The 15,075-nt window shown below is 61.2% G+C and carries 13 protein-coding genes; 5 read left to right on the forward strand and 8 right to left on the reverse strand.

Features of this window, described 5'->3' with window-relative positions:
* Positions 1-235: 235 nt before the first annotated feature.
* The gene (locus FJT57_RS01610; RefSeq protein WP_144901060.1) at positions 236-1,579 is read right to left on the reverse strand and encodes an aminomethyltransferase family protein; all 1,344 of its coding nucleotides are present in this window, start codon (positions 1,577-1,579) and stop codon (positions 236-238) included.
* Positions 1,580-1,764: 185 nt separating this feature from the next.
* Positions 1,765-2,754 carry an amidohydrolase family protein gene (locus tag FJT57_RS01615; RefSeq protein ID WP_144901061.1) on the reverse strand — a complete coding sequence of 330 codons (990 nt, stop codon included), beginning with the start codon at positions 2,752-2,754 and terminating at the stop codon, positions 1,765-1,767.
* Positions 2,755-2,908: 154 nt separating this feature from the next.
* On the opposite strand from FJT57_RS01615, the gene FJT57_RS01620 reads away from it, so the two are divergent.
* Complete coding sequence (locus FJT57_RS01620) at positions 2,909-4,348, forward strand: aldehyde dehydrogenase family protein (protein ID WP_144901062.1); 1,440 nt, start codon at positions 2,909-2,911, stop codon at positions 4,346-4,348.
* Between the two features lie 213 nt (positions 4,349-4,561).
* On the opposite strand, the gene FJT57_RS01625 is transcribed toward FJT57_RS01620, so the two are convergent.
* From FJT57_RS01625 to FJT57_RS16545, 3 genes are all read right to left on the reverse strand, one after another.
* Entirely contained in the window at positions 4,562-6,280 is a 1,719-nt protein-coding gene (locus tag FJT57_RS01625; RefSeq protein WP_144901063.1) for a thiamine pyrophosphate-requiring protein, read from the reverse strand.
* 131 nt (positions 6,281-6,411) lie between these two features.
* Entirely contained in the window at positions 6,412-7,233 is an 822-nt protein-coding gene (locus FJT57_RS01630) for an ABC transporter permease (protein ID WP_144901064.1), read from the reverse strand.
* A gap of 7 nt (positions 7,234-7,240) precedes the next feature.
* A complete protein-coding gene (locus tag FJT57_RS16545) occupies positions 7,241-8,479 on the reverse strand; it encodes a substrate-binding domain-containing protein (protein ID WP_203229069.1) in 1,239 nt (412 codons plus the stop codon).
* A gap of 372 nt (positions 8,480-8,851) precedes the next feature.
* On the opposite strand from FJT57_RS16545, the gene FJT57_RS01640 reads away from it, so the two are divergent.
* The 4 genes from FJT57_RS01640 (at position 8,852) to FJT57_RS01655 (ending at position 12,047) form a co-directional block, all read left to right on the forward strand.
* Positions 8,852-9,649 (forward strand): ABC transporter ATP-binding protein, encoded by a 798-nt coding sequence (locus tag FJT57_RS01640; RefSeq protein ID WP_162524295.1) that lies wholly within the window; start codon positions 8,852-8,854, stop codon positions 9,647-9,649.
* A 138-nt stretch (positions 9,650-9,787) separates the two neighbouring features.
* Complete coding sequence (locus FJT57_RS01645; RefSeq protein ID WP_144901066.1) at positions 9,788-10,597, forward strand: ABC transporter permease; 810 nt, start codon at positions 9,788-9,790, stop codon at positions 10,595-10,597.
* 104 nt (positions 10,598-10,701) lie between these two features.
* Positions 10,702-11,220, forward strand: a complete 519-nt coding sequence (locus tag FJT57_RS01650) for a universal stress protein (RefSeq protein WP_144901067.1) — start codon at positions 10,702-10,704, stop codon at positions 11,218-11,220.
* A 101-nt stretch (positions 11,221-11,321) separates the two neighbouring features.
* Positions 11,322-12,047, forward strand: coding sequence for an SDR family NAD(P)-dependent oxidoreductase (locus FJT57_RS01655; RefSeq protein ID WP_144901068.1), 726 nt, complete (start codon positions 11,322-11,324; stop codon positions 12,045-12,047).
* A 25-nt stretch (positions 12,048-12,072) separates the two neighbouring features.
* On the opposite strand, the gene FJT57_RS01660 is transcribed toward FJT57_RS01655, so the two are convergent.
* The 3 genes from FJT57_RS01660 to FJT57_RS01670 form a co-directional block, all read right to left on the reverse strand.
* Positions 12,073-12,978 (reverse strand): EamA family transporter, encoded by a 906-nt coding sequence (locus FJT57_RS01660; RefSeq protein ID WP_162524296.1) that lies wholly within the window; start codon positions 12,976-12,978, stop codon positions 12,073-12,075.
* 188 nt (positions 12,979-13,166) lie between these two features.
* Positions 13,167-13,928: an ABC transporter permease gene (locus FJT57_RS01665; protein WP_144901070.1), complete on the reverse strand. Its 762-nt coding sequence runs from the start codon at positions 13,926-13,928 to the stop codon at positions 13,167-13,169.
* Between the two features lie 25 nt (positions 13,929-13,953).
* Positions 13,954-15,030, reverse strand: coding sequence for an ABC transporter substrate-binding protein (locus FJT57_RS01670; protein WP_144901071.1), 1,077 nt, complete (start codon positions 15,028-15,030; stop codon positions 13,954-13,956).
* Between the last annotated feature and the right edge of the window lie 45 nt (positions 15,031-15,075).

The raw sequence follows: 15,075 nt of genomic DNA on the forward strand, positions 1-15,075 counted from the left end.
ACGAACCTCGGCATATAACAACTTAAAATAACACCCGTACATATGTTATCCAAGTAGTTTACTCCACTATCCCTAATCATTGATCACATCAAATGATCCGATAGTATCGGAAGGTTTGAGCGAGATCTCATCCAGCCGACGCCGTTGCGAACCGCTCACGGAGGCGAAGACGTGAAAATCACCACACAAAGAGACGGCGTGCGAGTGGGAACGAGAGCTTACGGATTGTCGTCGACTATTCGCCTTTCCGACGGTCCGCGGAGTACGGAACCTTGCCGACGGTGGCCGAGATCTCACACTGGGCGTGTCGTTCGACCTTCGGATTCGGCGAGTCCTGTTCGCCCCAGATCAGCGTGACCTCCGTGCCGGGGTCGGCGTGATCGACGTCGATGCTGCACAGAGAGATGATCGTGCCCGCGTCGTATTCGTAGGACCGCGAGTGCGACAGTCCGATTCGCTCGCCGTCGACCAACACCTCATCGTAGTTCGCCCGCCCCCATCCGATCCGGGGCAGGTCCATAAACTTCTTCGTCTCGCCGTCGCGGAACAGCGACGCGTAGACGTCGATGACGTCCTCTTCGTCCCACGCGAGCGACACGAGCGTTCGTTCGGGATCTTCGACCATCGATTCGAGCGCGTCGCGCCCGACGTAGTCGTGATCGAAGCTGATGAGCTTCTTATAACCGAGCTCGATCGGGTCCATATAGTACTCGGAGATGTCGTCGGAGACGAAGCTGCCGTCGATGGAGTACGTCGCCTCTCGGCTATCGGCGTCGAGCCACTCGCGGTAGCCGCTCATCTCGTCGACGTCGTAGATCGGCGGGACGCCCGGCGGGACCCACCCGAGCTTCACCGAGAGGGTGTGATAGGACTTCGACCCGAGCTGTTTGAGACCGTGCTCGCGACCGGCCTCGACGATGGCTTCGCGAACCTGTTCGGACTGCTCGAACGGCCCGATGAACTCGAAGCCGAACTCCGTCGACATGCCGTGCCCGAGCGCGATGGTCTCGACGCCCGCGAGGTCGATCGTCTCGAAGTGGTAGAACGGGATCGAATCGAGGTCGGCGTCCGTGACCTGTTCGAGGACCGCCCGCGCGTTCGGGCCCTGCACCTGGAACACGAAGTTCTCGGGGTCTCCCTCGTGAGCAGACGTCCGGGGTTCGGTTTCGACGGTGGCGTCGTAATCCCCCGTCTCGAGGTTGTAGCGCACCCAGTTCGCAGACAGCATTCCGGCGCTGTAGTACTCCTCGTCGTCGAGGCGAAGCATCGGGCCGTCACCGATGATGTGGCCGTTCGGGTTGCACATCACGAGCTGTTTCGCGCGACCGATCTCGTAGTTCTCGAAGCTGTTGACACTGAGGTCGCGCAGCAACTCCCGCGCGTCGGGACCGGTGACGCGCAGCGCAGTCATGTGGTGCGATAGGTTCGCGAACGAGACCGTTTCGGTGACCGACCGTTGTTCGTCCAGCCAGTTCGTGATCTCGTTCGGAACGACCGGGAAGTTGTCCGTGTAGTTGCCGCCTTTCTGACGCAGTACTTCGACAGGGTTACCGGACGCCTGAATGTCTTCGGGGTCCATACTGCGAGAGGGTCACCCCACATACTTAAATATACCTTACTCGGAAACAAACGGATATATTCGCAGATAATCGTCAAATTATATGAAAACCAGCTCACCGGTGACGATACCGGGGCGACTGCAGAGATTGGGCGGTTCGAGGAGTGGGTACCTCGGTTGGCTCGAATCGTCGCTTCGGAGCGTCGTTACAGGTCGAGGAGACGCTTGATGTTCCCCGAGAGGATCTTCTCTTTGTCCGCCTCCGAAATATCGAGCTCATCGATGATCGGGAGGATCTTCGTCACCCAGTATTGGCCCTTGTCGGGGCCAAACGGGTAATCGGCGCTGTAGACGACGTTGTCCGCGCCGAAGAACTCGAGGCCGCACTCTAGCGGGTACGACTCGCCCTGGCTGCTGACGGCGGTGTCGCCGTAGATCCGATCGAAGTAGGCGTCGAGGGGTTCGGAGAGGTCGGCGATCGCCGGGTTCTGATACAGTTCGGGCTCCTCGGTCCGCGTCTGGTACCACGAGCGGATCCGTCCGATCTGGTAGGGGAACGAGCCGCCGAGGTGATGAGAGATGATGTCCAGATTCTTGTGGCGGTCGAGCACGCCGGAGAAAATCAGCCGCGCGAGCGCGATGTTGGTATCGAACGGCCACGCGAGCATCTTGTAAATCCACGTGTGGGAGTTGTCGTAGTCGTGCCAATCCGCCAGCTGCGGGTGGATCCAGATGGGTACGTCGAGGTCGTCGACGGTCGCGTAGAACTCCTCGAAATCGTCGTCGTCCAGCATCTTGCCGTCGATGTTCGAGAAGATTTGGATGCCGTGCATCCCCAGTTCCTCGACACAGCGGCGGGCCTCATCGACGTACTCATCGGTGAGGAACGGCAGCGTCCCCGTCGCGATGAATCGGTCGGGGTGCTTGTCGGCGATCCGTCGAATCTCGTTGTTCGCGACGCGCGTGGCTTCGAGGGCGTCGTCGGGATCGATTCCCTGCCACAGCATCGGCGCGGAGAGATTGATGACTTGTCTGTCGATCGCGTTCTTGTCGAGGTAGTCCAGTCGACCGTCGATCTCGAACATTCGCGGGGCGTTGCGGAGGCTGTCCAGTTCGGACGTCGGATGGACTTTCTCGATTTCGCTGAGCGCCTCCTCTGTCATAATGTGGGAGGTCGCGTCTATGATCTCAGGCATCGTTCGTCGATTGACGCAATCGTACTTAAATCATTGTGTGCCTCGGGTGAATGTTCGTAGTCGCTCACCCCCCGACGCGTCAGGCAGACAACGAGACACGGCGTTTGACAGCGGGGCGCAAAGCCTAATACTGTCTGCCTGTGTACAACGTGGTATGTCTCAAGAACGCGTCGAGCAGCGGGGGATGTTTATCAACGGCACGTATCGGCAGACGGACGAGACGTTCGATGTAGAGGACCCATCGACGGGCGACGTGATCGCCTCGGTGACCGCCGCTGGCAGCTCCGGCGTGGACGCCGCGCTCGAATCGGCCGAACGCGCACAGGCCGAGTGGGCGGCGATGGACCCCGTTGAGAGAGGGCGCGTTCTGCGCGAGGTGGCCCGCGGACTCGAAGCGCACGTCGACGAGGTCGGCGAACTTGCCAGTCGGGAGATCGGTCGCCCGCTCGGCCAGTCTAAGCACCTGGTTGCCAACGCCGTCGACTACCTCGATTACTACGCCGGAATGACCGACAAAATCGAGGGCGAGAGCTTCCCCCTGAAACCGTCCAACCAGGCGTTCAGTCGAAAGGAACCGATCGGGGTGAGTGCACAGATCGTGCCGTGGAACGCCCCCGTACTCCTCTGTTTCCGCGGCGTTGCGCCCGCGCTCGCGGCGGGCAACGCGGTCGTCGTTAAGCCGTCTCCGTTCGCCCCGGGCGTCATTCTCAAACTCGCCGAAATCGCGAGCGAGGCGGGACTCCCGGACGGCCTGTTCAACGTGGTTCCCGGACTGGTCGAGACCAGTAAATCGCTGACGACCGATTCGCGGGTCGATCAGATCACGTTCACCGGATCGGTCTCCACCGGCCAGATCGTCGGGAAAACGGCGATCGATCGGGTCATCCCGACCGTTCTCGAACTCGGGGGCAAAAGCCCGGGAGTCGTCTTCGACGACGCCGACTTGGACGCGGCAGTCGACGGCGCGATGAAGGCGATAACGCTGATCAACGGGCAGGTGTGCTTTGCAACCACCCGGATCTTCGTCCACGAAGACGTCTACGACGAGTTCAAACAGCGGTACGTCGACGCGGTCGAATCGATCACGCTGGGACCGGGGGTGGAAAACCCCGATCTGGGACCGGTCATCTCCGCGGACGCCGTCGAGCAGATCGACAGCTACGTGCAGAGCGCCGTCCAGAGCGGTGCGACCGCACTCACCGGTGGTCAGGCCGTCGACCGCGAGGGGAACTTCTACGAACCGACGGTCATCGAGGGGGCCGCTGACGACGCGGAGATTTCCTGTGAGGAGGTGTTCGGACCGGTCATCAACCTGTACTCGTTCTCCGACGAGGAGGAAGTTATTCGGCGGGCGAACGACACCGAGTTCGGCCTGTATGCGACCGTCTGGACGAACACGCTCGACCGGGCCCACCGCGTCGCCAACGGCATCGAGGCAGGCAGCGTGATGGTCAACCAGTACGCAGGTTCGCGACCGCAGACGCCCTTCGGCGGGTACAAGAAGAGTGGCCTCGGCCGCGAGAAGGGAATGCAGGCCGTCGATCACTACACGCAACTGAAGACGGTCAACGTTAACATCGCTGGCGACGAGTAACTGCTGTCGATTCCGTTCACTATTACCTGCTGTCGACTCGTTTCATTTCCGCCCGTCATCGATCCGTCTCGCTATTATCTGCCGTCGACTCGTCTCACCTCCGCCTGTCACTGACGTGTCTCATCGCCGTCGAGGACGCGATGAAAACCGAAGCGCTACCGGTGATTCCGGAGATTCAAATTTTCGGGGCGGTGTTGTACGTGAGGATAGTGACTACGGGCGTTCTACCTTGACGTCAAGCACAGCTGGTCTCCCCGCATCGACGGCTGCGGCCGCCTCTTCGAGCGCCGCGGGGAGTTCGTCTGGGTCGTGAACCACGCGCGTGTGCGCGTCAACGACGCTCGCGGGTGCAGAGAGGTCCATCGTTGTCCCGAAGTGACTCTCCGGAACCGACTCCTCGGCCGCCGCGCCGTCTGGATACTGCGCCGTCGTCGCGCCTTCGACCGCGTTCCACCCCTGGTTGTCGTAGACGACCGTGAGCGTCGGGGCGTCGTACTCGGCGGCGAGCAACGCGCACGCCGACGGGTTGGCGAACAGATACGAACCGTCACCGACCAGCGCGATCACGCGGTTGTCCGGATTCGCCAGTTTGGCACCGACGGCTGCTCCGCCCGCCCAGCCAAGTCCAGCGCCTCCCTTCCAGAAGTAGCTGCCCGGCGTCGAGAGTTCGATCTGCGACATTATCGCCGGTCGGCTCGTGACCGCGTCTTCGACGACGACGGTCTCCCCGTCGACGATCGACTCGACGGCGTTCGAGAGAACCGTCGGCGTCAGTCGTCCCTCCCTCGTATCAGCCGCCAAGCGATCGGCTGCGTCCGCACGTCGTTCCGCGGCGATGTCGCGCCAGAACGCCCGGCTCGAATCGGCATCCGTATGGAGTCTGGCCTCGACGGCTTCGAGCGTCGCAGCGGCGTCGGCCTGTACGGTCTCGTCGATCGCGAACGGCCACCGCGGGTACGCCGGTTTGGTCGGATTGGGATCGATCTGAACGACTGTCGCGTCACTCTCGGACGTCTCGGGCCCCGGAATCCACGGAACGTCGGCGTCGGCGAGGACGACGAGGTCCGCGCGCTCGAGCGCCACCGTCGGGTCGTAGCCGAGGTGTTGCTCGTGGTCGCGCGGGAAACAAAGCGTTGTCGGCGTCTGCTCGACGACTCCGGCACCGGCGGCCTCCGCGAAGGAGACGAGCGCGTCGACGCGCTCTCCAGCGGGAGATCGACCCAGGTCGCTCGTGATCACCGCCGGGCGCTCCGCGCGCTCGACCTCGGAGACCAGGCGGTCGATCGACGCGGTGTCGGCACCGCCGGGGCCGACCCGCCGGACGGTCGCCGTCGACGGGGTCGCGTCGACGGTCCCGCTGAGCGCCTCTCGCGTCGCCGTCACGTACACCGGGCCCGACGGTTCCGAAACGGCCCGCTCTAAGCCGCGGCGGACAGTCTCCGCCGGATCCGCGGGCGGCCGGTACTGGTCGATCCACCGCGAGTACTCGCGCACGATTCCGGGCTGGTCGAACACGTCCTGGAAGTAGTGCACCGGGTGATCCCGGGATCCGGAGTGCCCGGCGTCAGTGACCGGTGCGAGCCCCGCGAGCACGAACACCGGGGCGCCAGCGCGGTGTGCGTTGTGCATCGCCGCGCCGAGGTTCTGGGTCCCCACGTCGACGTGTACCAGCACGACCTGTGGGTCCCCCGTCACGGCGGCGCATCCGTGGGCCGCGCTCATCGCGGCGAACTCGTGCGGGCACGAGATTATCTCCGGAATCTGGTCTCCGTCACCGGCGCGTCGGACGTCCGCCGCGGCCTCCAGAAGCGGTGTGTGGTCGGTACCGAGATTAGCGAAAATGCGCGCCACGCCCTGCTGGTGGAACGCGCGGAGGAATCTCTCAGCGGCGGTACGATCGGCTGTCGGTGAGGTGGTTTCTGATTCTGACACGGAAGTGGCTCCTCTAACGTGAGGTATTCACAGGCGACCCGGATATAACTATATCGACGAGACGTCGCGAAAGAACCGCGTCGAAGTGGAAAAAGTCGATGCCCAGAGAGAGGGGTGCCGTGACAGCCGGGTTATCGGGGGCCGGTCCCCATCGACGATTTGATGTCTTCTCGCCAGGAGAACAGATACTCCTCCATCTTGCTGAAGATGCCGTACTCGATGACCATCATCAGGATGACGAACAGGACGACGTACTGGAGCACACCGACCATCGAGAACCGGCTCATGTTGTCTGCGATGAGGAAACCGATACCGACGTTCGAGATGACGACCTCCGCGAGGATCGTCACCTTCCACGCGACGGAGAAGGTGAACCGAATCGCGGAGAATATCTCGGGAAGGATCGACTGAAACAGTACTCGGCGGTAGACGCGACTCCGTGAGACGCCGAATGCGCTCGACATATTGAGCAGGTCGGATTCGACGTTCTCGACCCCGCTTTGGATGATGTCAACGACGAACGGCGCGGTGATGACCGCAGTCGCGAGCATCGGCGTGGTGTCGCTGATGCCGAACGCCATCGCGGTGAAGATGACGACGAACAGCCCGGGAACCGCCATCCCGACGAGTACGTAGTACCGAAGGACCTTCCCCCAGAAGTTGCTCACGCCGAGCACGACGCCGCCGATGATTCCGACGACAAGTGCGGCGCCGAATCCGAGGAGAATGCGCTGCATCGAAGCGACGAAGTGCATCACCCACTCGTCGCCCGACAGGAGCTCGTAGATCCCACCGCCGACTAGGATCGGCGAGGCGATCAGGTCGGTGATACCGAAGATGCGGGCGCTCAGTTCCCACACGAGTAACAACGCGACGACCGACTCGACGAAGATGACTCTCCGGTTACTGACGAACGCCCGCCCGATCGTCCCACGTAGCTGTGTCGTGCTCATTTGATCCTCAGACCATATCCTCGAGATCGGACCGCGTCATAAACGTGACTTGATCCTCCCAGCCCGAGGGGATCTGACCCAGTTCCTCCATCACGCCGAGGACGTTCATCGCATCCTCGACGGACTGGTCGTCGAGACCCACCTCGGAGTACAGCGCCGAGCGCTGGAGACTCTCGATTTGTTCGACTTCGTTTCCGGCGAAGAGGTCCATCAGGAAGCGCGCTTCCTCCTCGTTTTCGGCTTCGAGCGTTTCTTGACCGGCCGGGTCGGCGGCGATATCCGGAATGTTGTCTTGGACGTAGTTCAACCCTTCACTCCACATATCGATCATATTCAACAGGACTTCGGGGTTCTCCTCGGCGAAGTCCAGCCGCGTCGAGAGGCTCACGAGCGGCGGTCGCCCCCACCCCTGATCGAGGTACTCGTTCCAGATCCACAGGAGCGGTTTGAGCTCCCCGTTGACGACCTCCGAGAGACCGGCAGAGGACGCCGAGTGAACGGCCGTCGCGAGGTCACCGCGCAGGGTGAGCTGTGGCATCGTCCCGCGCTCCGTCGTCTGAACGTTGAAGTCGCCACCGTCCTGCGCCAGAGTGTAGCCGTACTTCTCTTGGATGATGTTCTGTAGGTGCGGAACCGCGCCCGCGGCCCACCCGGGGATGCCGAACCGGGCACCCTCGTCGACGATCTTGTCGAGCGACTCCTGAACGCCGCCGGTCTCGTCGGGATCGTATGGTCCGCCGACCTCGACCCACGGCGTCGAAACGACACCCTCGATATTACCGAATGCGACGAGTTGCTGGTCTTGCTCGACGCCGAGGCGCGCGTCTTCGACCCAGCTCACGGTGCCCATATCGATCTGGCCGGACGCGAAGAGCGTCGCATCTTCGAAGGTGAGCTCGTAATCGAGCTCATAGCCGTCCTCCTCGAACCGCGGTTGGATGAGATCATTCTCCGCGAGGTAGTATTCCATCACGATGTTGACGGGCATTCCGACCGGCGGCGTCGCGAACGAAACTGTCGTGAGATCCTCGCTGCCGCCACTGTCTCCCCCGCTGTCGCCGCCACTGTCCCCCCCGCTGTCGCCGCTACTGTCCCCCCCGCTGTCATCGCTACTGTCGCCGCCACCGTCTCCACCGCTTGTACAACCCGCAAGGGTGACCGCGGCCGCACTGGCCCCGGCTGCCTTAATGAATCTCCGTCTGTTTACACCGCTGACTGTTCGGATTGCCTCTTTATCGCGTGGCATACGATGTCACATCAGGATCTATGATTAAAAACCCATCGGTTGTATGATACAGTCTCAGGTGGAGCCCGTTCGACCCGACTATCGAGATACCGGCGTCCAGAATGATCGTGGTTTTCTTTCTGAGGCGCGCTATATTGGGCTTTCAGGTGGATCTCCTATTTTCATTGTGAATCCTCACCGAGAACTCAGTCACCAGTTCCGCGTGGCAATATATCAAACATTCAACCTCTATTGGATCTTTGTGTTGGTGTGACGTAGCAAATCTAAAGTACACCCATTCTCAATACGTGGTTACAGCGATGAAAGAGAATCATTCTCACGCAGTAGGTCTCCGGGCACACCGAAACGCCACGGTGATCAGGGGTGGTCTTCGTGGCCTCTGAGACGCGGCAGGCGACTGACGCGGACGACGTGGCGGGCGTTTCACACGGGACTTCGGCGGCGGGAGCCATCCACGTCAGAAACCTCACGAAGGTCTTCGACACCGAAGAGGGAACCGAGACGGTCTTCGAGGACGTGAGTTTCGACATCGAACCCGGTTCGTTCGTGACGTTGATCGGCCGCTCCGGGAGCGGCAAGTCGACGATGCTGAACATCATCAGTAACGTCCTCGAACCGACGGCGGGCACCGTAGAGTTCGAGGGAACGCAAAACGACGAAGTCACGCTCGGTCACGTCTTCCAATCGCCGCGTCTCCTCCCGTGGAACACCTGCGTGCAGAACATCGAGTACGTTCACGAGAACAACCCGGAGTACACGCGTGACCTCGCCGAAGAGTACATGGACCTCGTCGGTCTCACCGAACACTACGATAAATACCCCTCACAGCTCTCCGGCGGCCAGCGACAGCGTGTCGGAATCACCCGTGCGCTGAGTATCGACCCCGAGATACTGATTATGGACGAGCCGTTCAGCAACCTCGACGAGATTACCGCGGAGGCGCTCCGCGAGGAACTCATCGACATCTGGCAGAAACTCGGAAAGACCGTGTTCTTCGTCACGCACGACATCACCGAGGCGATAGAACTCTCCGATCGAATCTTGATGCTCGGCGACGGACGCATCTTCGACGATATGTCCATCGACCTCGAACGCCCACGAGACGTCGATTCTGAGGAGTTTTTGAAGGTCCGACAGGACGCGATCAACCGGTTCCACGCGATCACCTGATATGAGTGAATGTCTGCGCGCAAGGCGTGAAAACCAAATGATTAAGTATGCTCGATCGACAGTGAGCGCTATGTACGTGACATACTCGCCCGTCTCGGAGTCAGTGATGCTCCCGAGCGGAGGGGGGAAGTAGTCCAAATGGCGACGAGTAACCGCTCATTCCGAACGCCGATCCGTTCGATGGTCGGTGACAAATGGGCTGCGCGCATATTTGGGGTTGTCATCGGTCTTGCGGCGTGGTGGATTGTCACGGTGCTCTTCCCGCGGGGACTGTTCCCGGGACCGGTCGCGACGGTAAACGCCTCGTGGGAAATCATTGCTTCCGGGGTAGTCTGGACGCATATGCAAGCGACGTTTTTCCGGACGTTCCTCGGGTTCATCGGGGCGTTCCTCGTCGGTGCGGCACTCGGAATCATTATGGGGATCAACAACTTCGGTGAACACTTCTCAACGCCGATCATCGTGATCGCGCTGTCGATTCCAGGGATCGCCTGGGCCGCGATCACGACGATCATCTTCGGATTCGGGGTCGCTGCACCCGTCCTGGCGACGGCCGTCACCGTCTTCCCGTACATTTCGCTGCGGATCTGGAAAGGCGTCGAGAACATCGATCCAAACCTCCTTCGGATGAGCCGTTCCTTCGATATTTCGAGGTCGCGACTGCTCAGACGGATGATCCTCCCGAGCGTCGCACCGGCGCTGTTCACCGCGATCCGATTCGGGCTGGCGATCTCGTGGAAAGTCGAGACCCAGGCGGAGATCTTCGCGTCGAACACCGGCGTCGGCTACCGTGCGATCGAGGCGTTTTCGCGGTACCAGTACGACACGGCGATGGCGTGGGCCGCCGTCTTCGTGGTCGTCGTCTTCATCCTGGAGATGGGCATCCTTCGCCCCCTCGAACGGAAGGTATTCGCGTACCGAGAAGAAGCGGACTTCGGTGTCCTCTGACCGGCACGACCTCGGTACTGCGATCCGCTTTTGCTGCGTTCGTTTCGGTTTCGACGATCCGCCGGGACGTGATGTTATATACGTGGCACGTGAACACGATTCGTATGGCGGTTCTAGCTGCAACAGATGGGACGATCGTCCCGGACCGAGTGGTCGAAACCGGAGCCGAACTCGCCGAACAGTTCGGCGAGGAACTCCTCGTGCTTCACGTCATACCGCGAGACGTCTTCGAGTCACAACGCAAATCATCCGTGGAGAGCACGTCTGACCTCGCACTGACATTCGCACCTGAGATCACCTACCGGGAGCTGGGCGATCAGACCGGGGAACCCGGAGGCAGCGACGAGCGGTATTCGCTCGAAGCCGCCCAGCGGGACGCCGCGGGGGTCGCCGCCGACGTCACCGAAGAAACGGTCGGCGACCTCGAGAAGGTCTCCTACCTCGGGCGCATCGGTGACGTCACCGAGGAGATACTCGCGGTCGCGAACGCCGAGAACCCGCGATATCTGGTCGTGGGCGGGCGAAAACGAACCCCCGTCGGGAAAGCGATCTTCGGCAGCGTCACACAATCGGTGCTACTCGAGTCCGACCTGCCTGTCGTGACCGTACTGTCTGACGGATAATCGAACGTTCTCGGCGGTGGCGATCGCTGAGTTCGGTGGACAGCTTTCCAGAGGCCACGACCGAACGGTTATGCCACCTCGGAGAAAATCGGTGACTCGAAATGGACGACACAACCGCGGTGGTGACGGGTGCGGCGACCGGAATCGGGCAGGCGATCGCAGAACGGCTGGCGGACGACGGCGCACACGTCGTAGTTTCCGACATCGCTGACGGGAGCGAAACGGTATCGCGAATCGAGCGCACGGGGGGATCCGCCGAGTTCCGCGAGGCCGACGTGACTGACGAGGACGCGATGCGGTCGCTGTTCGAGGGTCTCGATCTCGACGTGTTGGTCAACAATGCCGCCTACTACGCGCCGCTCGTCACCGACAAGAAACGCTTCGATGAGATTTCCGCCGAAGAGTGGGACACAGTTCTGGCAGTCAACACGAAGGGAACGTTCCTCGCTTCGAAACACGCGCTGGGTGCGTTCGACGACGGTGGGAGCATCGTGAACATCTCCTCGTCCGTCGTCACGATGGGCGTTCCGGGCTTTCTGCACTACGTCGCATCGAAAGGTGCGGTGCTCGCAATGACGCGCGCGATGGCGGCCGAAGTCGGCGATATCGGCGTCCGCGTTAACGCGGTGATGCCGGGATTCACCTGGTCAGAGGCATCCCAGCAGGCCGGTGACGAGTATCTCGACGACTACGTCGACAAGCAGGACCTGGACCGAGTCGTCGAACCGGACGACATCGCGGGCGTCGTCTCGTTTCTCGCCGGGGCCGACAGCGGAATTATGACCGGACAGGCCGTCAACGCGGATCCGGGACTCTCCTACTACTGAACGGAAATCGGTCCCACGTCACGTGTTAACTCAGGAGCGTTACGCCGATCGCACCGGCCACCGCGATGAGCGCGCCAGCGGCGAGACGCGGCGTGATCCGTTCGAGGTCGTCGCTGACCAACAGAACCGAAAGAAGAATGACGACCAGCGGACTCGATTGGACGAGCGGGACGACGAGCGAGACCGGTTCGAGTTCCAGCGCGCCGTAGTACCCGAGGAGAAAGAGCGTGTTCGCGACGCCCGCGGCGACCAACCACGGAACTTCACTCCGCTCGAACGTTCGCGGGTCCGGAAGCCCCTCCGTCCACCAGAGGTAGATGAGAAATCCGAGCCCGGCACTTACTGTCTTGATCATCAGTCCCGTGAGTACCGCCGTCCCCTCGGCAAGTCCCAGCTTCGCGAACGTGGGCTCGATGCCGTAGAAGAACGCCGCCACGAAGGGAATCGCGATTCCGATGTAGCCGGAGTCGGAGGTATCGTCGTCGGAGCGCCCGTGTTCGTAGGTGATGACGGCGATGCCGACGACGATCGCGATCATCGAGAGCACGTGTCCGCCGGTGACGACTTCGCCGAGGACGACGACCGCAATGAGCGACGCGTGAAGTGGCTGTGAGGCCTTGATCGGCTCCGCCCGACTCGATCCGATGCGTTTGATCCCCTCGAAATGCATCGCGCGTCCGACCATCGTCCCGAGCAGTCCCGCGGCAGTGAACGCCGCAAGCGATCGGAGCGTCAGGTTCTCTATCGGCGATCCAAGCAGAAACGCCGCCGGGACGAGCACCAGCACGTTAATGCCGAGCCCGACGATCAGCGCGTCGGAAGCGGAACTGGTGATCGTCCCGTAGCGCACCGAGAGGGACTGTACCGCCAAGGCACACGCACCGAATGCGGCCAAGAACACGCCCACCGAGAGTATCTCACCGCCGAGCATCATTCGACGGCTCCCGTTTGTGACCCGATGTCGCTACTAGTCAGTGAGTCTACCCTCACGAGGGTACCGCATATCATCGTCTTCGAGGTGGATATGTTATGATATAACAGTTGTCATCCAATACGGGCGCGGAAATCGCCCACGTGACAATTAACGCGTACAGAAGGAAGGAGCACCGTAGGCGAGGGTTACCGCCACCGCATCAGGCGGTGTTCTGCGGCGCGGAGGCTCTCTTGACTGATAATAATCAGGATGACGGGAATCACGACCCAGCCCAAGAGCAGATCGACTCGCTGCTGCTGGAACCAGTAGCTGACCATATAACCGACGCCGGATCCCGCCCCGAACACCTCGGCGACGAAGAGAACCTTCCAAGAGACCACGAGGCCCCAGTACATCGACGGAAACAGGTACTGGAGGACCTGGGGGAGGATGATATCACGGTACCGCTGATAGGTGCCTGCGCCGAAGAAGTCGGCCATTTCCGTGATTTGTTGATCGAGGTCCTGCGTGCCTTCCCACATATTCAGGATGACGAACGGGACGCCGATGATCACGACCGTCAGCACCGGCACCCACTCAGTGATTCCGAGTGCGATGATCAGACCGAACGCGACCGCGATCGACGGTACCGAGAGCGCGATTACGATCCACGAGCGGAGGAAGGCCTCCACGTCCTTTCGAAGGCCCATTGCCGTCCCGACGACCGTCCCGACCACAACGGAGATTGCGAACCCGGCGAAGAGACGGCGAAAGGTGTCGAAGACGTTACTGTAATACGTGCCGAACTGAGGATCGACGATCACCGTCCGTATGGCCGAAAACAACTCGAAAAGGCCGGGGAACACGTAGAACGGGAAAAACTGCGAGGCGACTTGCCACGCGCCAAGCAGAACCAACGCCACGGCCGCTTTCTTTTCGATATTCCGGTCTTGAATGTAGGAATTCATAGGGTGTTTCGCCAAATAACCGCGTCTAGAATGGGTTTCTGAGAACGTCGTCCTGAGACGGGACGCTGTCGATGAACTCTTGCTCTTCCATCAGATCGAGGAACTGCCACACGGAATCGACATAGGACTCTTCGGCCCGTCCGTGGAACACCTCTCCGTTGCTCGCCCAGTCTTCGACGACTTGTATCTTCGCGTCGTTGTCGATGCTTGCCGGTCCGCCGAACTCTTCCAATATCGAGCGCGTATTGTTACGCCAATGTTCGACGGCATTTGCGCCAGCCCGGACGAGTGACGCCGCAACGTCGGTGTTGTCGTCGTACCAGTCCGAGTACGCCCACCAGGAGGTGAGCGGCAGCGTGTGACCGGTCACGTCGGTCCAGAGATCGTTGAGCTGGACGAGGTTGCGGTAGTTCTCCGGCTGTGATTCCATCGTGATCGTGAGCCCGCTCACGTTGATGACGCCGTCGATCTCGCCGTCGTTGAGGAGGCCGACGAGTGCCGGTGGTGCGGCGGTCGTCGTCTCGAAGTCTTCGCGGAGTCTGAGGCCGGTCTGTTCGGCGAGGACGGCCTGGAACGCTTGGACAGTCGATGAACCCCACGACCAGACGCCGATCCGTTGTCCCTCGAGGTCCTCGACGGATTCGTACTCGCTATCGGCCCGAACGTAGAGCGCGTTCACGGACTGAAGGCCGCCACTGAACCCGTATGTGACGAGGTCTTCACCGTTGATTCGGTTATTGATGTAGGGGAGTACAGACGGATGCGACGTCTCGACCTCACCGCTCGTGACGCCCTGTACCTGCGCATCGAACGGCGGATACTCGACAGTGACGTCGATGCCTTCCTCCTCGAAGATGCCCTGTTGCTGGGCGGCTTCCCACATCGGATAGAACACGGTTCCTTCGGGGAACTGTATCGTCACAGGTGTCAGATCATCTCCACCACCGCTGCTGTCACTACCACTGTCGCCGCCGCTGTCGCCACCGCCGCTGTCACCACCACTACCGCCGTCATCTCCTCCGGACCCCGAACACCCGGCGAGGCCAGCAGTCGCGACGACGCCAGCGGCTTTTAGCATCTCTCGTCTGCTATTTGTTATCATTGTTCCTCAGCAACTGCTTCTCGCACACATATATAAGTTTCGGCA

The organism is Halobellus captivus, from assembly GCF_007655485.1.
GTDB lineage: Archaea > Halobacteriota > Halobacteria > Halobacteriales > Haloferacaceae > Haloquadratum > Haloquadratum captivum.